Source organism: Actinoallomurus sp. NPDC052274, from assembly GCF_040679475.1.
GTDB classification, from domain to species: Bacteria; Actinomycetota; Actinomycetes; order Streptosporangiales; family Streptosporangiaceae; genus Actinoallomurus; species Actinoallomurus liliacearum.
The window spans coordinates 1-25278 of record NZ_JBFAUT010000057.1 but is presented as its reverse complement, the minus strand read 5'-3'; the positions used below and the strand labels follow the sequence as shown (position 1 = coordinate 25278).

Sequence of the window (25278 nt, the reverse complement as noted above, 5' to 3'; positions counted from 1 at the left end):
TCACGATAGGCAACGCCCCGCGTCCCGATGCCGGGTCGCGGGGCGCCGAGAACACCGGTCAGCCGGCGTCGATCTTCAACGCCTCGAGGATCAGGTCGAGCTTCCTGTCCTGCTCATCGAACCGCTGGTCGACCTGCTCGAACCGCTGGTCGATCTGCTCGAAGCGCTGGTCGATCTGCCCGAAGCGCTCGTCGTGCCCGGCGACCTGCTCGACGAGGACCGCGACCGCGCTGTCCAGGTGTTTCAGCCGCTCGCCGTGCTCCTGCTGGGTGGCCCAGACCCGCGTGACGGTGTCGGTGAGCGTCGCCAGTTGCCGGCCCTGCTCGTCGAGCTGACGGCCCTGTGTCTCGAGCTGAAGACCTTGTGCCTCGAGCTGACGGCCCTGCGCCTCGAGCTGACGGCCCTGTGAGGCCAGCTGACGGCCGTGCGTCTGCTGCGTCCGCTGGATGATCGTGAGCTGGTCGTAGATGGCGTTGACGTCGTTGTACAGCTGGTTGATCCGCCGCTCTGTGTCCGCCACGTCCATGACCCTACCTCCCGTGCCGAGCGTTCCCTGGGGGGATCGGGGAACTCGATCACGCACCCGCCGACGCGGAGCGTGAGCGACAGATTACGCTCTGAGTGAACACGATGCGAAATCGATCATTCACTCTGAGCGATCAGACCCTCCTCCACGAGCACCCGCTGGGCGACCGCGAAGGCGGCGTTGGCCGCCGGGACACCGCAATATACCGCGGTCTGCAGCAGGACTTCTTTGATCTCATCGGTGGTGAGCCCGTTGCGGAGGGCGGCGCGCACATGCATCGCGAGTTCGTCCAGGTGGCCGCGGGCGACCAGCGCGGTGAGCGTGACACAGCTGCGCGTCCGGCGGTCCAGGCCGGGCCGGGTCCAGATCTCCCCCCACGCGTACCGCGTGATGAAGTCCTGGAAGTCGGCGGTGAACTCCGTCGTACGCGCCTGTGCGCGATCGACGTACGCGTCGCCGAGGACCTCCCGGCGAACCCTCATCCCCTCGCTCATAGCGTCGTCCTCTCCAAAAGGCGTACCAACGCGTCGGTGACCGGCTCGGGGCATTCGAGGCCGGCCAGGTGGGCCCCGGGCACCACGACCAGCTCCGCACCGGGGATCCCCCCGGCGAGGACATCGGCGTGGTCCAGCGGAGTGGCCAGGTCCTCCGCGCCCGCCACCACGAGGGTGGGAACATTCACGTCGCCGAGCCGGTCCCGGACGTCGAAGCCGGCGAGCGCCTCGCAGCAGGCGGCGTAGCCCTCGGGGTCGATCCGCCGCAGCATGTGCCGTACGGCGGCCACGCCGGGGCCCGTGTAACCGGCGGTGAACCAGCGGCCCAGGAACATGTCGGTCAGCGGCTCCAGCCCTTCCGCCCGCACCCGCGCGGCGCGCTCGTGCCACGGCCCCGCGTCCCCGAACCGAGCGGAGGTGCAGCACAGCGCCAGGCTCGTCAGCCGGTCCGGGTGGCGCAGCGCCAGGGTCGTGCCGATCGCCCCGCCCAGGGACACTCCGGCGTAGGCCGCGCGGCCGACGCCGAGTGCGTCGAGCAGGTCCACGACCCCGTCCGCGAAGTCCGCAACCGAGCCGTGGATCGGGGGGGACCCGTCGTGGCCGGGCAGGTCGAACCGGAGGGTCCGCCAGGAGGCGGTCAGCACCGGAAGCTGCGGCCGCCACAGGTCGAGCGTCGTGCCGAGGGAGGGGCCCAGGACCAGGACCGGCGCGTCCCGCGGACCGTCGAGACGATGGTTCAGCCGACTCACCGCCGGTTCCTCCTCGCGTAGGCGTCGAGGGCACGGTCGACCAGTTCGGGCGCGCAGCCGATCACCGCGGCCAGGTCGACCCCGAAAGCCGCGCCGGACCCGCCCCGTCCGGGACCGGCGCCGGCGGCGTCCTCCGGTTCCGTACGCCCCTCGGCCTCTCCGTCCTGCTCGGAACCGGTTCCGGTGGTCCCGCCCCGCTCCGCGCGGTCGCCTTCCGGGAGCAGGTCGCCGAGCGGGCGCCCCTCGCACACCGCCCGCGCGACCGTCTCCTTGGCGGCCGCCCGCCCGTCTCGTTCGGCGAGCCGGCCGGCGACGTACTCGGCGAGGAGCTCCTCGCGGAGGTTCGCGCGCATGCGGTCCGGGAAGACCTCCAGGCCCGTGGTCAGTTCGGCCGCGGTCTCGGCGGCGCCGCCGACCAGGCGCAGGCAGTCGCTGAACGGCTGCCACTCCGCGTGCCACTCCCCCGCCGGCCGGTCGAGGCCCGCGGCCTGGGCGGTGTACAGGATCTGGGCGTACGCGGGGACGCGCAGCGCGGCCGACCGGATCATCGTGGCGAGGACCGGGTTGCGCTTGTGCGGCATCGCCGAGGAACCGCCGCGTCCGGGGGCGGCCGGTTCGGCGACCTCACCGAACTCGGTCTGGGCGAGCAGCACGACATCGGTGGCGATCTTGCCGATGGCGCCGGCGACGAGGGCGAGCGCGCCGCCGAGCTCGGCGACGGGCGTGCGCAGCGTGTGCCAGGGCAGGACGGGCTCGGCCAGGCCGGTCTCCTCGGCGAACAGCGGCAGCAGTTCGGTCGTCCGGAGCGCGGCCAGTGTCCCGGCGGCCCCGCCGAGCTGGGCCGGCAGCCGTACCGCGGCGAGCCGGTCCCGGGCCTCCGCGACCGCGGCCAGCCAGCCCGCGGCGCGCAACCCGAACGTCGTGGGCACGGCCTGCTGCCCGAGCGTGCGCCCCGCCATCGGAGTGTCCCGATGCCGCCGGGCCAGATCGGCGAGGGCGTCCGCCGTACGGCCGAGGTCCGCCAGGATCGTCCCGCGGACGCGCGACGCCACCAGCATGGCGGCGGTGTCCATGATGTCCTGGCTGGTCGCGCCCGCGTGGACCTGGTCGCCGGCGACCTCGCGCAGCGCGGCGACAAGGGGCACCACCGGGTTGCCCGCGCCGCGCGCCCGTACGGCCAGGTCGGCCGGGTCGATCCGGGCGCCGGCGACGGCGCGCGCCACGTCGCCGGGGATCAGTCCGAGCCGGGCCTGCGCGCGGGCCAGTGCCGCCTCCGCGTCGATCAGGGCGCGCACCCACGCCTCGGCGGACGTCGCCGCCTCGGCCACGGTGCCGGCGGCGACCGGCGACAGCAGGTCAGCCGAAGTACCGCTCAAAGAAGACCGTCTCCCGTTCTCCACCGAGGTGGACGTCGAAGCGGTAGGACCGCTCGTCCTCCCGCACCGCGACGAGCGTGTCACGCCGCTCCGCCGGGACCCCGGACAGCACCGGGTCCGTCGCGTTGCCCGGTTCGCCGGGGAAGTACAGGCGGGTCGCGACCGGCTTGAGCAAGCCCCGGGCGAAGACCAGCACCGCGATGTGCGGGGCCGGGCCGCCGGGCTTGATCGTGGAGAACCAGTAGTTCCCGGCCGCGTCGGTCCCGCAGCGGCCGAACCCGGAGAAGTCCTTGCCGGCCCGCCGCAGCGCGCCGCCGCCCCGGGGAACGTTCCCGTCCGCGTCGGCCTGCCAGATCTCCACGAGCGCGTCCGGCAGCGGCTCGCCGGCGCCGTCCAGGACCCGGCCGCGGATCCGGATCGCGTCCGGGCGCCACTCCGGGACGACGTACGGGCCGTCGGCGTACGGGAGGGCGTAGCCGAAGAACGGGCCGACCGTCTGCGAGGGGGTGCTCATCAGGCCTCCATCGGGGTCGCGCCGAGGACGATGTCCCACTGGTAGGCGAGGGCCCACTCCGGCACGGTGGTGTCGATGTCGAACCGGGAGATGAGACGTTCCCTGGCCTTCTCGTCGGGGATCGACTGGAAGATCGGGTCATAGGCGAAGAGCGGGTCGCCCGGGAAGTACATCTGCGTGACCAGCCGCTGGGTGAACGCCGTGCCGAACACCGAGAAGTGGATGTGCGCGGGCCGCCACGCGTTGTGGTGGTTCCCCCACGGGTAGGCGCCCGGCTTGACGGTGACGAAGCGGTACCGGCCGCCGGCGTCGGTGAGGCAGCGGCCGGCGCCGGTGAAGTTCGGGTCCAGCGGCGCGGGATGCTGCTCGCGCAGGTGGACGTACCGCCCTGCGGCGTTCGCCTGCCAGATCTCGACCAGCGCGCCCGGTACGGGGCGTCCGCCGGAGTCCAGGACCCGTCCGGTGACGACGATCCGTTCGCCGAGCGGCTCACCGGAGTGCTGCCTGGTCAGGTCGTCGTCGAGCGGGCCCAGCTCCTCGTGGCCGAAGACGGGGCCGGCCAGCTCGATCGCGTCGGGCCCGTACTCGGGCATCACCAGCGGCCGGGACGGCGCCCGCAGCGGCGTGCTCCGGTACGGCGGGTAGAGGTACGGCGGATTCGGGTCGGTCATCGGGTCACTCCGATCGGCGGTTCGGTGCGGTCGCGGATCTCCCGCTCGCTCACGCCGGGCGCGGTCTCGACCAGGGCCAGACCGTCGGGGGTGACGTCCAGGACCCCCAGGTCGGTGATGATCCGCTGGACGCACGCCGCCCCGGTCAGCGGCAGCGAGCACTCCTTGACGATCTTTGGGCTGCCGTCCTTGGCGGTGTGCTCCATCACCACGATCACCCGCCGCGCGCCGTGGACGAGGTCCATCGCCCCGCCCATCCCCTTGATCACCTTTCCGGGGACCGCCCAGTTCGCCAGGTCGCCGCGGGCCGACACCTGCATGGCGCCGAGCACCGCCACGTCGACGTGACCGCCGCGGATCATCCCGAACGACAGCGCCGAGTCGAAGAACGACGCCCCGCGGCGGACGGTCACCGTCTCCTTGCCCGCGTTGATCAGATCCGGGTCGATCTCGTCCTCGGCCGGGTACGGGCCGACGCCCAGCACGCCGTTCTCCGAGTGGATCACCACGTCGACGCCCGCGGGCAGGTGCCCGGGGATGAGCGTCGGCAGCCCGATCCCGAGGTTGACGTACATCCCGTCCGACAGCTCCGCCGCCGCCCGCGCGGCGATCTCATCCCTGCTCCAGCTCATTTCCCGCTCCGGCTCGATGGTCGCTGGGCCTTCTCGCTCGCCGCGGCGGCCCCGCTCACGGTGCGCTTCTCGATCGGCTTGTCCGCGGCCTGCTCCGGGGTCAGCGCGACCACGCGCCGGACGAAGATCCCCGGCAGGTGCACGTCGTCCGGATCGAGGAAGTCGACCAGCTCCTCGACCTCGGCGATCGCGGTCCGCGCCGCCATGGCGCACAGGGGGTTGAAGTTACGGGCGGCCTTGTCGAAGACCAGGTTGCCGTGCCGGTCCCCGCCCACGGCGCGGACGAGCGCGAAGTCGGTCCGGACGCTCTCCTCCAGGACGTACGACCGGCCGCCGAACTCACGGACCTCCTTCGGCGGGGAGGCCACGACCACGTCGCCGTCCGGCCCGTAGCGCCACGGCAGGCCGCCCTCCGCCACGAGCGTGCCCACGCCCGCCGGGGTGTAGAACGCCGGGATGCCGCACCCACCGGCGCGCAGCCGCTCCGAGAGCGTCCCCTGCGGTACGAGCTCCAGTTCGATCTCTCCGGACAGGTAACGACGGGCGAGTTCCTTGTTCTCCCCGACGTAGGACCCCATCGCCCGGGTGATCCGGCCGGCGTCCAGCAACCGCCCCAGGCCGCGTCCGATGGTGCCGCAGTTGTTCGACACGATCGACAGCTCCGAGCTGCCCCGTTCGTACAACGCGTCGATGAGTGTGAACGGGACGCCGCACAGCCCGAACCCGCCGACCGCGACCGACGCGCCGTCGCCGATGTCCGCCACCGCCTCCGCCGCCGAGGGAAGCACCTTGTCCATGCCTTCACCCTGCCAACCCGCGCCGTTTCCGCCGCCGTCGCCTTCCACTGAGCGGAAACCCCCAGGTTCGGAGGGTCGGCGCGCGCCGCGCTGCGCCCCGGACGGGCGTGTGCCGTCCGCCGCGCGCGAACATCGCGCAACGCGGCGATCGAGGTGATCACGATCGAGGACATGCGACTTCTGGTGATCGGCGGATCCGTCTTCCTCGGCCGTGCCTTCGTGACACAGGCGCTGCGGCGGGGGCACCGGGTCACGACCTTCAATCGTGGGCGGAGCGGCACGGACCCGGCCGGAGCGGAGGTGATCCGCGGCGATCGGGAGAACGACGATGACCTGCGCCGGCTCGTCGAGGGCCGCCGCTGGGACGCGGTCATCGACACCTGCGGGTACGTGCCGCGGGTCGTCGGCCGGTCGGCGCGCGCGCTGTCGGAACACGCGGACGCCTACCTGTTCGTCTCGTCCATCCACGCCTACGCCGACTGGCCGGCACGCCGGGTCGACGAGAGTTCCGCGCTCCTGCCGTGCCCCCCGGACGCCGGGCTGGACGCCGACGTCCCGTACAACGCCCTCAAAGCCGGGTGCGAACGCGCCGTCGAGTCGGGATTCGACGGCCGGGTCCTGATCCTGAACCCGGGCCTGATCACCGGACCGGGGGAACAGGTGCCGCGGCTGACGTGGTGGCTGACCCGGATCGCCACCGGCGGCCCGGTCCTCGCGCCCGGCGACCCCGGCCGCGCCATGCAGCTGATCGACGCACGGGACATCGCCGAATTCGGCCTGGCCCGGCTGGCGGCCGGGGCGGCCGGCCGGTTCCTGGTGAGCGGCGTACCGGGCAACACCACCTTCGGCGCGCTCCTGGACGAGTGCGTCCGCGTCACCGGGTCGGACGCCGTGCCGACCTGGGTCGACGACACGTTCCTCCTCGAACGCGAGGTGGTCGCGTGGACGGAGCTGCCGATGTGGACTCCGGACGGTCCCGAGGAGGCGGGCGTCTGGCTGCCGTCCTCGGCGAAGGCGCTCAAGGAGGGGCTGCGCTGCCGCCCGGTCCCCGACACCGTCCGCGACACATGGTCCTGGATCCGCGAGGAGGACATCACCGCGGATCGGGCCACGGAGGCCGGCCAGGGCATCGCTCCGGAGAAGGAGCGCCGTGTCCTCGCCGCCTGGGCGGCGGCGCGCGGGAAGGTTGATCGGGGCGGTTGATTGATAACGTCGGGGCGGAAGTGAGGAGGAGCGGCTGATGCAGTTGGCCGATGGGGTGGGCGCCGTCATCTGCGACCGGTCGGGCGGGACGAGCGCCGCGCCGTACGACTCGCGCAACCTCGGGGGCGGCGTCGGGGACGATCCGGCCGCGGTCCGGGAGAACCGCGCCAAGACGGCGGCCGAGCTCGGTGTCGAGCGGGTCGTCTACATGCGCCAGGTGCACAGCGCCGACGTGCGGTACGTCACCGGGCCGTTCGGCGACGATCCGCCGGCCCTCGACGGCGTCTACACGGACGAGACGGGCCTGGCGCTGGCGGTGCTCGTCGCCGACTGCGCGCCGGTGCTGATCGCCGACCCGGTCGCGCGGCTGGTGGGCGGCGCCCACGCGGGCCGCGCCGGCACGGCCGCCGGGGTCGTGCCCGCGCTGGTCGAGGCGATGGCGTCGCGCGGCGCCGACCCGGCCCGGATGGTCGCGCTGATCGGCCCGAACGCCTGCGGTTCGTGTTACGAGGTGTCCGCCAAGCTGCGCGACGAGGTGGCGGCCGTGCTGCCCGCGGCCTGGTCGACGACCCGTCAGGGGACGCCCGCGCTGGACATCAGGGCGGGCATCACCGCCCAGCTCACCGCCGCCGGCGTGACCGACGTACGGCACGACGCGCGCTGCACCATCGAGAGCCCCGAGCTGTACTCCTACCGCCGCGAGGGCCGTACCGGCCGGTTCGCGGGCTTCGTCTGGCTGGATTGAGGGGATCCGGCACAGGTCGCCGTCCTGGAACAGATCACGACGAACCGGCGTTGGAACGGTGGCCCCGGTCCGCCGGCCTGAGGGCGGCGGAAATCGGGTGGCGCGATGTCCGCCGATCGGGCACGGTGGACGCCGGAGGCTGGACTTGTCCGGCTGCCTGCCTATCCTTCCGGTTGCGATGGGATCTTCGATTACCGACCTGCAGACCCGCCTGCCCGAGCTGATGCTGCGCGACCGGCATCGGCTACGTCGTCGTCTCGACGGACTGCGCAAGGTGCGCGCCGCCGAGGCCCGGGACAAGATCCTCGCGGAGGTCACCGCGGAGGTGGAGGCCGCGGAGCGCCGCGTCGCGCGCCGCCGGGCCTCGATCCCGGCGGTCACCTATCCCGAGGCGCTGCCGGTCAGCCAGAAGAAGGACGAGATCCTCAAGGCCGTCGCGGACCACCAGGTCGTGATCGTCGCCGGTGAGACCGGGTCCGGCAAGACCACTCAGTTGCCCAAGATCTGCCTGGAGCTCGGCCGGGGCGTCAAGGGGCTGATCGGGCACACCCAGCCGCGCCGGCTGGCGGCGCGGACGGTCGCCGACCGGATCGCGGAGGAGCTGGACACGGAGCCGGGCGAGACCGTCGGTTACCAGGTGCGCTTCGCCGACCACTCCGGTGAGGACACGCTGGTCAAGCTCATGACCGACGGCATCCTGCTGGCGGAGATGTCCCGCGACCGGATGCTGCGCCGCTACGACACGCTGATCATCGATGAGGCGCACGAGCGCAGCCTGAACATCGACTTCATCCTGGGCTACCTCAAGCGCCTGCTGCCCAAGCGCCCCGACCTGAAGGTGATCATCACCTCGGCGACGATCGATCCCGAGCGGTTCTCCAAGCACTTCGACGACGCACCGATCATCGAGGTGTCCGGCCGCACCTACCCGGTCGAGGTGCGCTACCGCCCGGTCGAGGAGGACGACGACCAGGTCCAGGCGATCATGGACGCGGTGGACGAGCTGGCCCTGGAGCAGCCGGGCGACGTCCTGGTGTTCCTGTCCGGCGAGCGGGAGATCCGCGACACCGCCGACGCCCTGGAGAAGCGCAAACTCAAGAACACCGAGGTGCTGCCGCTGTTCGCCCGGCTGTCGACGGCCGAGCAGCACCGGGTCTTCCAGCCGCACCGCGGCCGGCGCATCGTCCTGGCCACCAACGTCGCCGAGACGTCGCTGACCGTGCCGGGCATCAAGTACGTCATCGACCCGGGCACCGCTCGCATCTCGCGCTACAGCCACCGCACGAAGGTCCAGCGGCTGCCGATCGAGCCGGTCTCGCAGGCCTCGGCCAACCAGCGCAAGGGCCGCTGCGGCCGCGTCTCCGAGGGCATCTGCATCCGGCTGTACTCCGAGGAGGACTTCCTCGCCCGCCCGGAGTTCACCGACGCCGAGATCCTGCGCACCAACCTCGCCTCGGTCATCCTGCAGATGACGGACCTGGGGCTGGGCGACATCCTCGACTTCCCCTTCATCGACCCGCCGGACCGCCGCAACGTCAAGGACGGCGTGAACCTCCTGCAGGAGCTCGGCGCGCTCGACGGGGACCGGCTGACGTCGCTGGGCCGCAAGCTCGCGCAGCTGCCCGTCGACCCGCGGCTGGCCCGCATGGTGCTGGAGGCCGACCGGAACGGCTGCGTGCACGAGGTCATGGTCATCGCCGCCGCGCTGTCGATCCAGGACCCGCGCGAGCGCCCGGCGGACAAGCGGGCCGCCGCCGACCAGCAGCACGCCCGGTTCGCCGACAAGGAATCGGACTTCCTGGCCTACCTCAACCTCTGGAACCACCTGAGAGAGCGGCAGAAGGAGCTGTCCGGCAACCAGTTCCGCAGGCTGTGCAAGCAGGAGTACCTCCACTACCTGCGCATCCGCGAGTGGCAGGACATCTACGGTCAGCTGCGGCAGGTCGGCAAGGACCTCGGCATCACCCTCAACACCACTCCCGCGGATCCGCAGCGCGTCCACGTGTCGCTGCTGGCGGGCCTGCTGTCGCACATCGGCCTGCTCGACACCGAGAAGAAGACCGGCGGCAAGGACGACGCCCGGCGCGGCCCACGCGAGTACCTCGGCGCCCGGAACGCCCGGTTCGCCGTCTTCCCGGGCTCCGCGCTCGCCAAGCGGCCGCCGCGCTGGGTGATGGCGGCGGAGCTCGTCGAGACGTCCCGGCTGTGGGCGCGCATGGCCGCCAAGATCGAGCCCGAGTGGGTCGAGCCGCTCGCCGGCCACCTGGTCAAGCGCACCTACAGCGAGCCGCACTGGGAGAAGAACCAGGGCGCCGTGATGGCGTACGAGAAGGTCACGCTGTACGGCGTGCCGATCGTCGCGCAGCGCAAGGTGAACTACGCCAGGATCGACCCGGAGCTGTGCCGGGAGCTGTTCATCCGCCACGCGCTCGTGGAGGGCGACTGGGACTCCCACCACCGCTTCCTGCGCGACAACCGGCGGCTGCTCGAGCAGGCCGAGGAGCTGGAGCACCGGGCGCGGCGCCGCGACATCGTCGTCGACGACGAGACCCTCTTCGCGTTCTACGACGAGCGCGTGCCCGCCGACGTGGTCTCCGCACGCCACTTCGACGCCTGGTGGAAGAAGGCGCAGCGCGACGAGCCGCAGCGGCTCACGTTCTCGACCTCCATGCTGGTCAACGACGCCGCCGGGGAGGTCAGCGAGGCCGACTACCCGGACGTCTGGCAGGCGGACGGGCACCGGTTCCGGCTGTCGTACCAGTTCGAGCCGGGCACGGACGCCGACGGCGTGACCGTGCACATCCCGCTGCCGGTGCTGAACCAGGTCGGCGGCGAGGAGTTCGACTGGCAGATCCCCGGCCTGCGGCAGGACCTCGTGACCGAGCTGATCCGGTCGCTGCCCAAGCAGCTGCGCGTCAACTTCGTCCCCGCGCCGAACGTCGCCCGCGACGTCCTGGCGCGGATGACCCCCGGCTCGGGACCGCTGCTCGACGCCCTGGAGCGCGAGCTGCGCGCGATGACCGGCGTCACGGTTCCCCGCGAGGCATGGGACCTGTCCCGCGTCCCCGACCACCTGAAGATCACTTATCGGGTGACCGACCACCGCCGGACCCTCGCCGAGGGCAAGGACCTCGCCGCGCTGAAGCGCCGCCTGGCGCCGAAGGTGTCCGCGACGCTGTCGAAGGCCGCCGACGACATCGAGCGGAAGGGCCTGCGCGCCTGGGACATCGGCGCGCTCGCGCGGGTGTACGAGCAGGGCCGCGTCAAGGCGTACCCGGCGCTCACCGACGAGGGCGACAGCGTGGCCGTGCGCACCTACGCCACCGAGGCCGAGCAGGCACGGGCCATGTGGCGCGGCACCCGGCGGCTCGTCCTGCTGAACAGCCCCTCCCCGCTGAAATACCTGCAGGGCAGGCTGGACAACCAGGCCAAGCTGGTGCTCAGCCACAATCCGCACGGCGGCGTCGCGGCGCTCCTCGACGACTGCGTCGCCTGCGCGGCCGACCACCTGATCACCGAGGGCGGCGGGCCCGCCTGGGACGAGGCGGGCTTCCGGCGCCTCACCGATCACGTCCGCGCCGACCTCGCCGACACCGCGGCCGACGTCCTCGCCCACGTACAGCGCATCCTGGCGGCGGCCCACCAGGTCGAACGCAGGCTGAAGAGCACGAACAGCCCCACGCTGATCCCCGCGCTCACCGACGTCCGCGCGCAGCTGTCCCGGCTGATCTATCCCGGCTTCGTCACCACCACCGGCCGCCGGCGGCTGCCCGACCTCCTGCGCTACCTGCGGGCGGTCGAACGCCGGCTCGACAAGCTCCCCGAAGACCCGTACGGCGACCGCCAGCGCATGCAGCGGATCCAGCAGGTCGAGGCCGCCTACATCCGGGCCCGCGACGCCCGGCCCGGCAACGCGGACATCCGGCAGGTCCGCTGGATGATCGAGGAGCTGCGGGTCAGCTTCTTCGCCCAGCAGCTCGGCACCGCGTACCCCGTCTCGGAGAAACGCATTCTCAAGGCCCTCGACCAGGCCGCCGCGTCTTAGGACCCGCCGGTCAGGCGACGAGTTCCGCCTCGATCCGGGAACGGCCCCGGGCACGGGGGGCGAGCCGTACGGCTCCCAGCCATGAGGTGAGCCGGGCGGCCTCGGCGGCGACGGCGGAGGCCGCCTCGGCGCCGACGTCCTCCAGCAGCCGGTAGACCACTTCGCCGTCCGGGCGCTGCGCCCAGCCGCCGACGACCCGCCCGTCGCACCAGACCGTGGGGCCGGCGTTGCCGTTGCGGTCGAACAGGAGCGGACCGTGCGCGCCGAGATACCAGCCGCGCCCCGCCCAGCCCATGACCGTCGGGTCCAGGGCGGGCAGCAGCGCCACCCAGGGGCCCGGATCGGGCACGGGCTCCACGTCATCGGCCAGGACGTACCCGTCCTCGCCGTCGAGTTCGACCCGCTCGACGGCGATCCGCTCCAGGGCCTTCCTGACCTGGGTGAGGGTCAGCCCGGTCCACCACTTCAGGTCCGTGGCGGTCCCGGGCCCGTACGCGCCGAGCCACCGGCGGATCAGCTCGGCCCGCGCCTCCTCCACGGGGACGCGCGGCAGGCCGTCGGGCAGCCACCCCTCGATCGGCGACCAGCTGAACTGGCTGCTCGTCCAGGAGCCACGCGGCCGGCCGCGGACGATCCGGCCCTCGGCGGCCAGGACGAGCAGCACCCGGTTGGCGATGGTCGGCCGGGCCTCGTACGCCTTGCCCTCGGACAGCAGGATGCGCTCCTTCAGCCGTGGCACGTCGTCGGCCAGGTCGGCGGCGAACGCCTCGCCGCGGGCCCGCAGCGCGGCCACCGTGGCCTCCTCCACCTCGCGCAGCCAGGCGTCGTCGCCGAGGCCCGCCTGCCCGATGAACCCGAGGGTCTTCCGGCGCTCACGCCGCGCCACGTCGTCGGAGCAGGCCGCCTGGACGACCGGGGCCGACTCGGTCGGGACGGTGAAGACCGTCCGCCGCATGGCCAGCATCCGCAGCAGCAGCCGGTCGTCGTACAGTGCCCGCTCGACGGCGCCGACGTCGGGAACCCGCATCCGGGCCGCCGCGGCGAGGTGCACCGACGCCGGGTCGGTGCCGTGCAGCGCGACCAGCGCGCGGGCGACGTCGACGGCGGTGTCCGCCGGATTCGCGAGAAGATGCCGTGCCCCGAGGCGCGCCCGGCGCTCCTCGGCCTTGATCGCCCGTACGGTCATCCGTCGATTATCACGGACTCGGCCGACACTTCGGGATTCGCGGAGACCACCGAGAGTGACGATCACGCTACCTGGGTACACGAGGCGCCATGACGCGCCGGTCCGGCACGGCGTCCTCCGGAGGACGGCCGGTCACCGGCGCCGGCCGCACCGGTGACCGGGCCGCAGACCGTGAGGAGTCGCCATGCCCGAAGCGTTCGCGGCCGTGGGGAACCCGTTGAACCTGCTGGCGGCGCGTGGGCAGATGGGGTTCTCCCTCGGCTGGCACATCATCCTGGCCTGCTTCGGGGTCGGCATGCCGGCGTTCACCGTGTTCGCCGAGTGGCGCGGGTACCGCACCGGGAACGAGGACTACATCCGCCTCGCGCACCGCTGGGCGAAGGCGATGGGAGTGCTGTTCGCCGTCGGCGCGGTGTCCGGCACGATCCTGTCCTTCGAGATGGGACTGCTGTGGCCCGGGCTCATGGCGAGGTACGGCCAGGTCGTGGGGTTGCCGTTCGCGCTGGAGGGGTTCGCGTTCTTCATCGAGGCGATCTTCCTGGGCATCTACCTGTACGGATTGGACCGGCTGCCGCGCCGCTGGCACGTGCTGACCGGACTGCCGGTCTGCGTGGCCGGCGTCGCGTCCGCGTTCTTCATCGTGGCGGCGAACGCCTGGATGAACCAGCCCCGCGGCTTCGACCTGGTCGACGGGCGGCCCGTCCACGTACGGCCGTGGGCGGCGATGTTCAACCCGGCGATGCCCCGGCAGGTCCTGCACATGGTCCTGGCCGCCTTCATGGTCGCCGGTTTCGGGATCGCGAGCGTCTACGCGGTGGGCATGCTCCGCGGGCGCCGGGACCGGTACCACCGGATCGGGTTCCTGCTCCCCTTCACCGTGGCCGCGGTCATCGCTCCGGTGCAGGTCGTCGTCGGCGACTCGATGGCGAGGTTCCTGGCGACCAACCAGCAGACGAAGCTCGCCGCGATCGAGGGGCTCAACCACACCGGGTCACACGTTCCGCTGTCGGTCGGCGGGGCGTACATCCGCGGGAGGATGCGGTACGCCCTGCGCGTCCCGGACGCGCTGTCGCTGCTCGTCGGCTACCGGCCCGGCACGGTCGTGCACGGCCTCTCCGAGGTCCCGCCCGCCGACCGGCCGCCGATCAACCCCGTCCACCTGGGCTTCCAGGCCATGGTCGCGATCGGGTTCGGTCTGGTCCTGCTGGGGCTCTGGCTGGCGCTCGCCTGGTGGCGGCACCGCGACCTGCCGCGATCCCGCTGGTTCCTGCGGCTGGCGGCGATCTCGGGCGTGGCCGCCGCCGTCGCCCTGGAGGCCGGCTGGGTCACCACCGAGGTGGGCCGGCAGCCCTGGATCGTCTGGCGGTGGCAGCGCACCGCCGAGGCCGTCAACCCGGTTCCGGGCCTGTGGATCGGCCTGATCTCGGTGCTGACCGTCTACGCCGTCCTGACGGTGGCGGCCGTCTACGTGCTGAACCGCCTGCGGAGCCGGCCGGTCACCGCGCCCCAGGAGGGCTGGACCGAGGAGTACGCGCCGTGACCTCGGCGCAGGCGCTGCTGGCCCTGGCCTGGGCCGGGGTCACGATGTACGCCCTGCTGGGCGGCGCCGACTTCGGCGGTGGGTTCTGGGACGCCCTGGCGGGCGGCCCGCGTCACGGTTACGCACAGCGCCGCCTCATCGAACACGCGATCGGACCGGTCTGGGAGGCCAACCACGTCTGGCTGATCTTCGTCCTCGTGCTCTTCTGGACGTGCTTCCCGATCGTGTTCGCCTCGGTCGCCTCGACGATGTACATCCCGCTGACGCTGGTGGCGTTCGGCATCATCGCCCGTGGCGCGGCGTTCGCGTTCCGCAAGGCCAGCACCGAACTCTGGCAGCTGCGGCTGTTCGGCGGCGCGTTCGCGCTGTCCTCCGTGGTGACCCCGTTCTTCCTCGGCACCGTCGCGGGCGGCGTGGCCTCCGGGCGGGTCCCGGCCGGGCTCGCGAAGGGCGACATCGTGGGAAGCTGGCTGAACCCCACCTCGTTCCTCGGCGGCGTGCTCGCGATCGCGACGACCGCGTACCTCGCGGCCGTCTACCTCACCGCCGACGCGCGCCGGGAGGGTGAGCCCGGCCTGGCGGACGCCTTCCGGCGCCGCGGGATCGTCACCGCGGTGGTCACGGGCGTCATCGTGATCGGCGGCATCTTCGTCATCCGCCAGGACGCGCCGCGCCTGTACGCCGGCCTGACCGGCCAGGCGTTCCCCGTCGTCATCCTGTCCGCGGTCGCCGGAATCGTCTCCCTGGCGCTGCTCGCCGTGCGGCGGTACGCCCTCGCGCGGGTCACCGCCGCCACCGCCGTCGCCGCCGTCATCTGGGGCTGGCCGGTCGCGCAGTACCCCCTCCTCCTGCCCCCGCACGTCACCGTGGCGAACGCCGCCGCCCAGCCCACCGTCCTGCACGCCACGCTCGCCTCGGTCCTCATCGGGCTGGTCCTGCTGGTGCCGTCGCTCGTCTGGCTCTTCGCGCTGTTCCAGCGCGGCAGGCGCGCCGAACCGCACTGAGCCGCACCCACCACGGGGGACGGCTCGAGTGTCGTGACCTTCTATGCTCGGGCCCATGACGTCCGACGTCGCACCGCATCCCCCGCAGGACAACGACGACCGCATCGGGCCCGCGAACGGGACGGTGCCCGAGACCGTCGCGCCGGCCGAACCCGCCGAGGTCGGGGTCGGCCCGCATCCGCTGCCCTGGCCGGACGACCCGCGGTTCGACCCGGCACTGCTCGCGGGCGGCGACCGCCGCAACGTCGTCGACGAGTACCGCTACTGGAGCAACGAGGCGATCGTCGCCGACCTCGACGCCCGGCGGCACCCCTTCCACGTCGCCGTCGAGAACTGGCAGCACGACTTCAACATCGGCTCCGTCGTCCGCAACGCCAACGCGTTCCTCGCCGCGGAGGTGCACATCGTCGGCCGCCGGCGCTGGAACCGGCGCGGCGCCATGGTCACCGACCGCTACCAGCACGTACGGCACCATCCGGCGACCGGCGATCTGGTGGCCTGGTGCCGCGAACGCGACCTGCCGATCATCGGCATCGACAACCTGCCCGGATCCCGTCCGATCCAGAGCGCGGAGTTGCCGTCCGCGTGCCTCATGCTCTTCGGCCAGGAGGGACCGGGCCTGTCGGAGGAGGCCCGGGAGGCCGCCGACGTCGTCCTGCACATACCCCAGTTCGGCTCGACCCGCTCGATCAACGCCGGCGTGGCCAGCGGCGTCGCGATGTACGAGTGGATCCGGCGGCACGCCACCGCCTGATCCTCGACGGCATCGCCTCCCCCTGCCGGGGCCGTCGCCGTCCAAGTGGGTCAGCGGGACGGGCCCGGTCCGCGCCTCTGATCGGCCTCCAGCCGGTACGCCTGCGCCTGCAGGTCGTACAGCTCGCCGAAGACGCCGCCGGCCGCCAGCAGCGCGGCGGGCGGCCCCTCCTCGACGACCCGGCCGTGGTCGAGGACGTAGACCTGATCGGCGTGGCGGACGCTGGCGAGCCGATGCGTGATCAGTAGCACCGTGCGGCCGTCGGCATGGCCGCGGATCCGCTCGAACAGCGCGTGCTCGGCGCGGGCGTCGAGAGCGGCGGTCGGCTCGTCGCAGATCAGCAGTGGGGCGTCCCGGTAGAAGCCGCGGGCGACCGCGATCCGCTGCCACTGCCCGCCCGACAGTTCGTGACCGTCCTTGAAACGCCGGTCGAGCAGCGTGCCGTACCCGTGCGAGAGCGGCTCGATCACCTCGTCCGCCCCGGAGGCCCTGGCCGCCGCCGCGATCATGGCATCGTCGGGCGTACGGCCCATCGCGATGTTGTGTCGCGCCGTCATGGGCCAGTGGGTGTAGTCCTGCGGGATCACCGAGACGTTCTCGCGCAGCCGCTCGAGGTCGACCTCGGACAGGCGGACGGCGTCCCAGCGGACCTCGCCCGCGTCCGGCCGGTACAGACCCGCCAGGATCTTGGCCAGAGTCGTCTTGCCGGAGCCGTTCTCCCCGACGAGGGCGACGACCTGCCCCGCGCGGATCCGGACCGACACCCCGCGAAGGCTGGGCTCCTCCGCTCCCGGGTAGGTGAACCAGACGTCCTGGGTGCTGATCGAGTCGAAGGTCACGGGCACCGGGCCGGTCCGTCGTTCGGGGATCCGGCGCTCGGCCTCGGCGCAGAAGTCGAGGTAGTCGGCGAAGTACAACCCGGACTCGTAGCACTGGTTGACCGCGTACAGGAGCGACGCGAGCGAGGTCTTCCCGCTGCGGATCGCCAGCACCGCGGTTCCCGCGACGGCCAGGGGCAGGGCCCCGGTCGCGAGCAGGACGCCGAGCACGACGTACACCGCCCCGGTCGCGAGCCCGCCGGCGATCTCACCGAGCACCTGCACGACCGTCTGACGGCGGGCCAGACCGACGTGGACCGCGCACTCGTCGGCGCCGAGCCGGTCGTGTTCGCGACCCAGGAAGCCGCGCATCGTGAAGGCGCGGATCTCCGCGGCGGAGTCCCGATCGGCCATCAGGTCGGCGAGGACCCACTTGCGACGGCGTACCGGGGACAGCGTGAAGATCGTCAGGTAGCGCATCCGGGCCGACCGCGCCGCCGCCCATCCGTCGGGCACCGCCGTCAGGAGCAGCAGCGGCAGCAGTACGGGATGGAGCACGCCGAGCGCTCCGGCCGCGGCCGTCAGCCCGACGAGGCCGGTCAGGATGTCGATCGCCTCCTGGACCACCGCCGACGCCTCGTACAGGCCGCGCTGGCGGGCCCGGTGCATGGCGTCGTGGAAGTCGGTGTCGTCGAACGCCGTCAGGTCCACCCGCATGGTCAGGTCGAACAGGCGGGTCTCGACCATACGGTTGACCTTCGGTTTGAGCCGGGCCTGCGCCCACCCCGCTCCTGACTGCAACCCGGAGCGGAGCGCCGCCGCGCCCGCGACCAGCGCCAGTGCCGGCAGGGCCGCCCGCACCCGGTCGGGCGTCGCCCCGCCGGCGAACAGCGCCGTGAGGACGCCGGACGTGGCCAGCAGCCCGTACGCCGTGAAGACTCCGGCGGCGAGGTTGAGCAGGACGGTCGCCAGCGTGTCGAACCGGCTCGCCCGCCAGGCCAGGCGGATCGCCGCGCCGACCAGAGTGGGCAGGCGACGGCTCATCCCCGCCAGGCTCGTCGCCGCCAATTCTCCCAAGTGCGCCTGCCAGGGCAGCGCCGCCATCTCCCCGACGACGGCGCCCTCCCCCGTGCTCGCCTCCCGCGCGTCCTCCTGAACCTGCCCTATCCGCCGGTCCCCGCCCTGCTCGACACGGTCCCGACCGCGACCGCCCTGCTTCGCACGGGCCTGGTCGTCGTTCCCCCGCTGCTCGCTCCCCGCCTGCTCGTTCCCGGCTCGCGTGGTCGAACCACGTCGCATCGTGCCTCCCCCAGTGGCAGCCGACCGCAGTGTCTCTCCGTGCTGGAAAGATCACCGGCCTTAGGACGGTTCGGGTATTGATCGTCCGTTTGGCGAGATGGATGATCCGGGAATGGACGTGCAGGAGATCGCCGACCGGCTCGAGCTCGGCGAGTTACTCGCCCGCTATGTCCGCGCCGTGGACGGCGGGGACTGGGCACTGCTCGACTCGGTCTTCACCGCCGACGCGGTCATCGACTTCTCCGCGTCCGGCGGCGTACGGGGCGACCGCGACGCGGTCAGGCGCTGGCTCGCCGAGGTGCTGGCGGCCTGGCCCGGCCGGCAGCATCTGATCGGGGCGGTGACGATGACGGTCGAGGGCGACGAGGCACGGGTCAGCGCGTCGTTCGCCGACACCCTCGCCCCGTCGCGGTCGACGGTCGCCGCGACCACGCCCGGATTCGTCCGCGGGGGCGGCTGGTACCACCACCGGCTGGTCCGTACACCCGACGGCTGGCGCAGCCGCGAACTGATCCAGGAGCAGTGCTGGCGCACGATCGGCTGATCGCCGGCCAGCCCCGCTCAGTCCGCGAGCGCCCCGGTGTCGATGGTGAGCTTCCACGGCTCCGGCAGCTCGAGCGGGCGGCCGAGGGCGACGTCGGTCTTCTGCTCGTAGCCGTCGGCTCCCGGCTGCGACAGGAGCCGTACCTTCCGCGCGAAGACGTCCACCACCAGGCGGAGCGGCACTCCGCCCGCCGCGTACTGCAGGGGTTTCACCTGGTGATCGTCGGTCACGCTGCTCGCCGAGACCACCTCGACGACGAGGAGCACCTGGTCGCCGTGAACATGGTCCTTCGCCCACATCTTCGGCTCGGCCGGCACGACGGTCAGATCCGGCCGGTAGCGATCCCGTTGCGGTCCCAGAAAAAGCGTGATGTCGTTCCAGATCTGCCACCCTTGGCCCTGCACCACGGCGAGAAGTTGCAAGAGCAACTGGTAGACGATGCGGTTGTGGTCTCCTGTCGGCACCGGATTCACCACGATCCGGCCGTTGACGAGCTCCACCCGATGCTGCGGGAAGATGCCGCAGACCTCTCGGAAGGCGCTTCGGATGTCGTCGTTGCGAGCCACGGGCACCTCAAGGGCTTGGACGGCCATAGGTGCATCATTCCCTCTGCGGTGCGAGGACACAAAGTGACAGGAGTAGGACTGACCGTAGTCGAAAATCCTGTCGAGTCAACTTTTCGTAATCGATCGACCACTCTCAGCTCACGCCCGCGTCGGTTTCAGTCAGCGGCGGGAGAGTTCAGGGTCGCGAGGCCGATCCAGGTGAGGTCCATGAGGTGGGCGGCGGCCTCTTCGGGGGTGACCTCGGGGTTGCGCGCCCGCCACAGGGCCATCCGCTCGCAGGCGCCGATGATGCTCTCGGCGTAGGCCTCCAGGGCGCGGCGCGGCCGGTCCGGCAGGTGGACGGCGAGCAGCCCGACCATCATCTCGCTCTGCTGGCGGCGGATCCCCTCGATCTCCTCGGCCGCGCTCTGCAGCAGGACCGGCTCCTGGAGGAGGACGAGCCACGCCCGGCGGTGCGCCTCATTGAACCGGAAGTAGGCGATGTAGCCGCGCCGCAGCATCTCCTCGGGTGTTCCGCCCGCCTCGACGGCGCGCTCGGTGACCTCGCGAAGCTCTCCCCGCGCCCGCCGGATGACGCCGAGCAGCAGCCCCTCCTTCGAACCGAAGTACTCGTACAGCATCGGCTTGGACAGCCCCACGAGCTCGGCGATCTCCTCCATGGAGACGGCGCCGTAGCCCCGCTCGGCGAAGACCTCCTCGGCGACGTCGAGCATCTGCCGCTCGCGGTCTGCACGGGACATCCGCGTGCGGCGCGGCTTCACGGAGTCATTGCGGATCACGTGTGAACTCTATCTCACCACCTACCGGCGGTAACCTACCGCTGGTAACTTACTGGTGGTAACTCCGAAAGAGAGCGGCGGCGGCCCAGGAGGCGCAGTGAAGATCGCGATCATCGGCTCCGGATTCGGCGGCCTCGGCATGGCCATCCAGCTCAAGCGGGCGGGCTTCCACGACTTCGTCATCCTGGAGAAGTCCGACGACCTCGGCGGCACCTGGCGCGACAACCAGTACCCCGGGTGCGCGTGCGACGTGCCGTCGCACATGTACTCCTTCTCCTTCGAGCTCAACCCCGACTGGTCGCGGATGTTCGCCCCGCAGCCGGAGATCTGGGACTACCTGCGGCACTGCGTCGACAAGTACGACCTCGGCCCGCACCTGCGCTTCGGCTGTGCCGTCGAGACGATGGAGTGGGAGGAGACGGCACGTCACTGGCGGGTCACCCTGACCTCCGGCGAGGTCCTCACGCCGAAGGCCGTCGTCTCCGCGATCGGCGCGCTGCACGTGCCGTCCATCCCCGACATCCCCGGCGCCGAGCGGTTCCGGGGCACGGCCTTCCACTCCGCGCGGTGGGACCCGTCGGCCGACCTGTCCGGGAAGAGGGTCGCCGTCATCGGCACCGGCGCGTCGGCGATCCAGTTCATCCCGCGGGTCGCCGAGGAGGCGGGCCGGCTGCACGTGTTCCAGCGCACGCCCCCGTGGATCCAGCCGAAGCCCGACTTCACGCTGTCCAAGCGGGTGCGGCGCGTCTTCCGGCACGTTCCCGGGGCGCAGCGCGCCTTCCGTAACGGGATCTACTGGGTGCTGGAGACGCGTGCGGTCGGATTCACCCTCGACCCGCGGCTCATGGGGCCGATGGAGCAGCTGGCCCGCCGCCACATCGAGCGGCAGATCGACGATCCCGAGCTGCGCGCGAAGGTCACCCCGGACTACACGATCGGATGCAAGCGCATCCTGCTGTCCTCGGACTACTATCCGGCGCTGACCCGCCCGCACGTCGACCTGGTGACGGAGCCGATCAAGGAGATCACCGAGACCGGGCCGGTGACCGCGGACGGCACCGCGTACGACGTGGACGTCATCATCTACGGCACCGGGTTCAAGGTCACCGAGGCGCTCTCCGAGCAGCACATCGTCGGGCGGGACGGGCTGAAGATCCAGGAGGCCTGGGCCGACGGCATCGAGGCCCACCACGGCGTGACGGTGGCGGGCTTCCCGAACCTCTTCCTGCTCCTGGGCCCCAACACCGGTCTCGGCCACAACTCGGTGGTGTTCATGATCGAGTCGCAGGTGCAGCACGTGCTGAGCTGCCTGCGCCTGCTCTCGCGGGAGAACGCCGAGGCGATCGAGGCGCGGCCCGAGGCCCAGCGGCGGTTCAACGACCGTCTGCAGAAGAGGCTGCGCCGGGCGGTCTGGAACGAGGGCGGCTGCAAGAGCTGGTACCTCGACGAGCACGGCGTCAACCGCACGCTGTGGCCCGGCTTCACCTTCGAGTACTGGGCGCGCACCCGGCGCGCCCGCCGGGAGGACTACGACCTGACGCCGACCGGAGCCGGAGAGCCCGTCCGGGCGTGACGAGACAGGGGCCGGGCCCCGGCCGAGCGGGGCCCGCCCGTCACGGCGTGGCGAAGCGGCGGTGCCGGGCGAGCGCCGCCAGGTCCGCCCAGTCCTCTCCGGAATGGGAGTGGTCGGGGATGATACAGCCGAAGGTCAGCGGGCGCGGGACGTCGTACCTCGGGACCTTCAGCCGCGGCCGCTGTGTGAAGTCGAGGACCTCGGCGAGGTTGCGCGCCGCCGCGTCCCGTACGGTCAGCGGGTCCAGGCCGAACCGCCACTCGATCATCTTCAGGATCGACGTGTGGTCGTAGAGGCGGTGGGCCACGTGGCCGCGCCGGGCCCACGGTGAGATGACCACGCAGGGCACCCGGAAACCGCGCAGGCCGGCGCCGAGGTCGGGGTTGGGGTCCGGGCCGGCGGGCGGGGCGACGTGGTCGAAGAAGCCGCCCCACTCGTCGTACGTGACGACCAGCACCGTCCTGGACCAGTCGGGGCCGGCGACCACCGCGTCGTGCACCTTGCCCAGGAAGTGCTGGCCCAGGCGGATGTCGGCCAGCGGGTGCTCGTCCTCGGACAGGCCGGGCACCGCCTCGCCGAGGAAGCCGGGCTCCACGAACGAGACCGCGGGAAGCGTCCCGGTCGCGGCCGCCGCGTAGAACTCCGCGATCGGGCGGCTGATCCCGAGATACCGCGTGCCCCAGAGCGCGGTGTAGGGCACGTCGCTGTAGTAGTAGCGGCCCTTGACGCCGCCGGCGGCCAGGCGGTCCCAGATCGTCGGCATGGTGGCGAGCTTGTCCACCGACGTCGTACGCCGGTCGGTCTGCGCCGCGTGCAGGAAGAACCGGTTGGGGAACGTCGGGCCCATCATGGCGGCGAAATACCGGTCGCAGACCGTCCAGTCCCGTGCCGCGCGGCCGTAGAACCCCAGGTCGGCGGCCTCGTAGTAGCCGATGGAGAGCAGATCGTTCGTCCCGGCGCGCAGCCAGCCGTCACAGGCGCCGTCGTTGAACTCCACCCGCCCGCCCTCGTAGGAGTGGTCGGGGTCGTTGAAGCCGCAGCCGTGCGGCACGGTCAGGTGGTGCGTCTCGTGCGGCACGCCGTCGCGGTCGGTGTACGTCAGCCCGGCCTGCCGGCCGTCCGCGCCCGGCAGCCAGCCGAGGTAGTGGTCGAAGGAGCGGTTCTCCATCATCACGACGACGATGTGGTCGATGCCCGACCGCTGTGGCGCGGGCAGGCGTACGGCCGCCTCCGCCCTGCCCTCCGTCAGGTGCTCGGTGGCGACGACGCCCGCCGCCACCGCCCCGGCCGTCCCGGCGATGAACCCGCGTCGGCTGACCTCGCCCACCGTCGCCTCCCAGCGTGATGATCGGCTGCCGAGCCGAGTATGACGGCTGCGGCCGAGCGGGAACGGCCGATCATGAGGCCGGTTCCGGACACGAGGTGACGCGGAGTCGCACGGCGTCCTCGGTCACGTGGGAAGGGCGGGACCGCGGCCGAAGCCCGCCGGGACACACGGGCGAATCGATACCAAGCAAGTGCTTGACCAAATGCCCGACGCCGCCGTATAACCGGCGCAAGCGTTGACGCTCACGTGCCCTGACGGCTCCGGCCACCTCCGCGGCCGAGTCACCCCGGCGGGACGCCTCCGGCCGGCACCCGCCGTCTTCTCGCTGCTTTCCGGCGGCCCGCCGCCACGGACCGCCGCTCCCCCCGGGAGCACCCCATGGATTCCTCGTCCCACCTCTCCCGCCGCGGCCTGCTCGCCGCCGCGGGCGCGGCCGCCCTCACCTGGGTCCCCGCCTTCCGAGTCCCCGCCCGCGCCGACACGCTGCCCGGCTTCCCCCTGCCGCTGTACCGGCAGGCGTACCAGAACTGGTCCGAAGAGATCACCATCGCGAACGCCCTGACGTGCGCGCCGAACACCCCGGCCGACGTCGTGGCCGTCGCGAACTGGGCTCAGGCGAACGGCTACCGCGTCCGGCCGAAGGGCATGGGACACAACTGGTCGCCGATCCTCGTGCCGAACGGCGCCGACGTCGGCAAGGTCATCCTCGTCGACACGACCCAGCACCTGACGTCCGTCAGCGTCGGCTCCGGCACGGTGACCGCGCAGACCGGCGTCACGATGGACGCCCTGCTCGCCACGCTCGAGTCCGCCGGTCTGGGGTTCGCCGCCATCCCCGCGCCCGGGGACATCACGCTCGGCGGCGTCCTCGCGATCAACGCGCACGGCTCGGCGATCCCCGCCCAGGGTGAGAGCCGACTCGCCGGGACCAGCTACGGCTCACTGAGCAACCTCATCCGGTCCCTCACCGCCGTGGTGTGGAACGGCAGCGCGTTCACGCTGCGGACGTTCACCCGGACCGACCCCGCGATGAAGGTGTTCCTGGCCCATCTCGGCCGGGCGTTCGTCACCGAGGTCACCCTGGAGGTGGGCGCGAACCAGCGCCTGCGGTGCCAGAGCCGGTACGACATCCAGGCCACGGACGTGTTCGCCGCGCCGGCCACGGCCGGATCGAACTCCTTCGCGAGCCTCCTGAACGGATGCGGGCGGATCGAGGTGATCTGGTTCCCGTTCACGACCGTGCCCTGGATCAAACTCTGGTCGCTCAGCCCCACCAAGCCGCTCCTGTCCAAGCAGGTGACCGCCCCGTACAACTACACGTTCGCCAACTTCATCAATCAGCAGCAGTCCGACTACATCGAGCAGATCGTGGGCGGGAACGTCTCCGTCACCCCCACCTTCGAGAACCTCGAGATGTCGATCGTCGGCTCGGGCCTGATCACCACCGGCACCTGGGACGTCTGGGGCTGGTCGAAGAACACCCTGCTGTACGTGCAGCCGACGACCCTGCGGATCGTCGAGGCCGGCTTCGCCGTGCTCACCGCGCGGGCGAACATCCAGCGCGTGGTCAGCGAGTTCTACGCCCAGTACGTCTCGCGGATCAACGCCTACAAGGCGCAGGGGCAGTACCCGATGAACGGCCCGATCGAGATCCGGGTGACCGGCCTGGACCAGCCGGCGGAGTCGGGGGTGAGCGGCGCGGTCACGCCCCAACTGTCGTCCGTACGGCCCCGGCCCGACCATCCCGAGTGGGACGTCTGCGTCTGGCTCGACATGGGGACCATCCCCGGCACGCCACAGTGCAACGCCTTCTACCGCGAGATGGAACAGTGGATCTTCGCCAACTACACGGGCTCGTACGCGACCGTACGGCCCGAGTGGTCCAAGGCGTGGGCGATCACGAACAGCGCGGCGTGGGCCGACACGACGATGCTCACCTCGACCATCCGGAACGCCGTGAACGCGGGCCAGGCGGCCGGCGACGGTTTCGACGCCGCGCGGAGCACGCTGAACGGCTACGACCCGTACCGGGTGTTCAGCAACACGTTCCTGGACACGCTCCTGCCCTGAGCCACCGACGTCGCCCGTATCGGCGGGCGGCCGCACAGCAAGCATCAATCTGGGCGCCTAAGCCGC

General features: G+C 71.9%; 22 protein-coding genes. 9 read left to right on the top strand and 13 right to left on the bottom strand.

Annotation, left to right across the window (positions count from 1 at the left end):
* Positions 1–58 precede the first annotated feature (58 nt).
* The 8 genes from AB0K82_RS35135 to AB0K82_RS35100 form a co-directional block, all read right to left on the bottom strand.
* Positions 59–520 carry a hypothetical protein gene (locus AB0K82_RS35135; protein ID WP_364405342.1) on the bottom strand — a complete coding sequence of 154 codons (462 nt, stop codon included), beginning with the start codon at positions 518–520 and terminating at the stop codon, positions 59–61.
* 122 nt (positions 521–642) lie between these two features.
* Positions 643–1020, bottom strand: a complete 378-nt coding sequence (gene pcaC / locus AB0K82_RS35130; protein WP_364405340.1) for a 4-carboxymuconolactone decarboxylase — start codon at positions 1018–1020, stop codon at positions 643–645.
* Positions 1017–1769 (bottom strand): 3-oxoadipate enol-lactonase, encoded by a 753-nt coding sequence (gene pcaD, locus AB0K82_RS35125; RefSeq protein WP_364405339.1) that lies wholly within the window; start codon positions 1767–1769, stop codon positions 1017–1019. The genes pcaC and pcaD overlap by 4 nt, the downstream gene beginning before the upstream one ends.
* Positions 1766–3145, bottom strand: a complete 1380-nt coding sequence (pcaB, locus tag AB0K82_RS35120) for a 3-carboxy-cis,cis-muconate cycloisomerase (RefSeq protein WP_364405337.1) — start codon at positions 3143–3145, stop codon at positions 1766–1768. The genes pcaD and pcaB overlap by 4 nt, the downstream gene beginning before the upstream one ends.
* Positions 3126–3659, bottom strand: coding sequence for a protocatechuate 3,4-dioxygenase subunit alpha (gene pcaG, locus AB0K82_RS35115; protein ID WP_364405335.1), 534 nt, complete (start codon positions 3657–3659; stop codon positions 3126–3128). Before pcaG ends, pcaB begins: the two co-directional genes overlap by 20 nt.
* On the bottom strand, positions 3659–4330 hold the full coding sequence (pcaH, locus tag AB0K82_RS35110; protein WP_364405333.1) for a protocatechuate 3,4-dioxygenase subunit beta: 672 nt from the start codon (positions 4328–4330) through the stop codon (positions 3659–3661). The genes pcaG and pcaH overlap by 1 nt, the downstream gene beginning before the upstream one ends.
* Positions 4327–4962 carry a CoA transferase subunit B gene (locus tag AB0K82_RS35105; RefSeq protein WP_364405331.1) on the bottom strand — a complete coding sequence of 212 codons (636 nt, stop codon included), beginning with the start codon at positions 4960–4962 and terminating at the stop codon, positions 4327–4329. The genes pcaH and AB0K82_RS35105 overlap by 4 nt, the downstream gene beginning before the upstream one ends.
* The gene (locus AB0K82_RS35100) at positions 4959–5759 is read right to left on the bottom strand and encodes a CoA transferase subunit A (protein WP_364405329.1); all 801 of its coding nucleotides are present in this window, start codon (positions 5757–5759) and stop codon (positions 4959–4961) included. The genes AB0K82_RS35105 and AB0K82_RS35100 overlap by 4 nt, the downstream gene beginning before the upstream one ends.
* A gap of 171 nt (positions 5760–5930) precedes the next feature.
* Here AB0K82_RS35100 and AB0K82_RS35095 point away from each other — a divergent pair, with 171 nt between their 5' ends.
* The 3 genes from AB0K82_RS35095 to hrpA all read left to right on the top strand — a co-directional run bounded on the left by AB0K82_RS35095 (position 5931) and on the right by hrpA (position 11752).
* On the top strand, positions 5931–6962 hold the full coding sequence (locus AB0K82_RS35095; protein WP_364405327.1) for an NAD-dependent epimerase/dehydratase family protein: 1032 nt from the start codon (positions 5931–5933) through the stop codon (positions 6960–6962).
* Between the two features lie 37 nt (positions 6963–6999).
* Positions 7000–7707 (top strand): peptidoglycan editing factor PgeF, encoded by a 708-nt coding sequence (gene pgeF, locus AB0K82_RS35090; RefSeq protein ID WP_364405325.1) that lies wholly within the window; start codon positions 7000–7002, stop codon positions 7705–7707.
* A gap of 178 nt (positions 7708–7885) precedes the next feature.
* A complete protein-coding gene (gene hrpA / locus AB0K82_RS35085) occupies positions 7886–11752 on the top strand; it encodes an ATP-dependent RNA helicase HrpA (RefSeq protein ID WP_364405323.1) in 3867 nt (1288 codons plus the stop codon).
* 10 nt (positions 11753–11762) lie between these two features.
* On the opposite strand, the gene AB0K82_RS35080 is transcribed toward hrpA, so the two are convergent.
* Entirely contained in the window at positions 11763–12938 is a 1176-nt protein-coding gene (locus tag AB0K82_RS35080; RefSeq protein ID WP_364405322.1) for a winged helix DNA-binding domain-containing protein, read from the bottom strand.
* Positions 12939–13122: 184 nt separating this feature from the next.
* On the opposite strand from AB0K82_RS35080, the gene AB0K82_RS35075 reads away from it, so the two are divergent.
* From AB0K82_RS35075 to AB0K82_RS35065, 3 genes are read left to right on the top strand one after another with little or no spacing between them, the layout of a single operon-like run.
* Entirely contained in the window at positions 13123–14478 is a 1356-nt protein-coding gene (locus AB0K82_RS35075; protein WP_364405320.1) for a cytochrome ubiquinol oxidase subunit I, read from the top strand.
* Positions 14475–15482 (top strand): cytochrome d ubiquinol oxidase subunit II, encoded by a 1008-nt coding sequence (locus tag AB0K82_RS35070; RefSeq protein ID WP_364405318.1) that lies wholly within the window; start codon positions 14475–14477, stop codon positions 15480–15482. Before AB0K82_RS35075 ends, AB0K82_RS35070 begins: the two co-directional genes overlap by 4 nt.
* 55 nt (positions 15483–15537) lie before the next feature.
* Positions 15538–16236: an RNA methyltransferase gene (locus AB0K82_RS35065; protein WP_364405316.1), complete on the top strand. Its 699-nt coding sequence runs from the start codon at positions 15538–15540 to the stop codon at positions 16234–16236.
* Between the two features lie 50 nt (positions 16237–16286).
* On the opposite strand, the gene AB0K82_RS35060 is transcribed toward AB0K82_RS35065, so the two are convergent.
* The gene (locus tag AB0K82_RS35060; protein WP_364405314.1) at positions 16287–18353 is read right to left on the bottom strand and encodes an ABC transporter ATP-binding protein; all 2067 of its coding nucleotides are present in this window, start codon (positions 18351–18353) and stop codon (positions 16287–16289) included.
* Between the two features lie 112 nt (positions 18354–18465).
* Between AB0K82_RS35060 and AB0K82_RS35055 the strand changes: the two genes are divergently transcribed.
* Positions 18466–18897, top strand: a complete 432-nt coding sequence (locus AB0K82_RS35055) for a nuclear transport factor 2 family protein (protein ID WP_364405312.1) — start codon at positions 18466–18468, stop codon at positions 18895–18897.
* A 17-nt stretch (positions 18898–18914) separates the two neighbouring features.
* On the opposite strand, the gene AB0K82_RS35050 is transcribed toward AB0K82_RS35055, so the two are convergent.
* Together AB0K82_RS35050 and AB0K82_RS35045 are read right to left on the bottom strand one after the other, a co-directional pair.
* Complete coding sequence (locus AB0K82_RS35050; RefSeq protein WP_364405310.1) at positions 18915–19463, bottom strand: Uma2 family endonuclease; 549 nt, start codon at positions 19461–19463, stop codon at positions 18915–18917.
* 155 nt (positions 19464–19618) lie between these two features.
* The gene (locus AB0K82_RS35045; RefSeq protein ID WP_364405308.1) at positions 19619–20242 is read right to left on the bottom strand and encodes a TetR/AcrR family transcriptional regulator; all 624 of its coding nucleotides are present in this window, start codon (positions 20240–20242) and stop codon (positions 19619–19621) included.
* A gap of 97 nt (positions 20243–20339) precedes the next feature.
* On the opposite strand from AB0K82_RS35045, the gene AB0K82_RS35040 reads away from it, so the two are divergent.
* Positions 20340–21815 carry an NAD(P)/FAD-dependent oxidoreductase gene (locus AB0K82_RS35040; protein ID WP_364405306.1) on the top strand — a complete coding sequence of 492 codons (1476 nt, stop codon included), beginning with the start codon at positions 20340–20342 and terminating at the stop codon, positions 21813–21815.
* 40 nt (positions 21816–21855) lie between these two features.
* Here the strand turns inward: AB0K82_RS35040 and AB0K82_RS35035 are convergent, their stop codons facing one another.
* Positions 21856–23142, bottom strand: coding sequence for an alkaline phosphatase family protein (locus AB0K82_RS35035; RefSeq protein ID WP_364405305.1), 1287 nt, complete (start codon positions 23140–23142; stop codon positions 21856–21858).
* 378 nt (positions 23143–23520) lie between these two features.
* On the opposite strand from AB0K82_RS35035, the gene AB0K82_RS35030 reads away from it, so the two are divergent.
* A complete protein-coding gene (locus AB0K82_RS35030; protein ID WP_364405303.1) occupies positions 23521–25212 on the top strand; it encodes a cholesterol oxidase substrate-binding domain-containing protein in 1692 nt (563 codons plus the stop codon).
* The last annotated feature ends 66 nt before the right edge of the window (positions 25213–25278 follow it).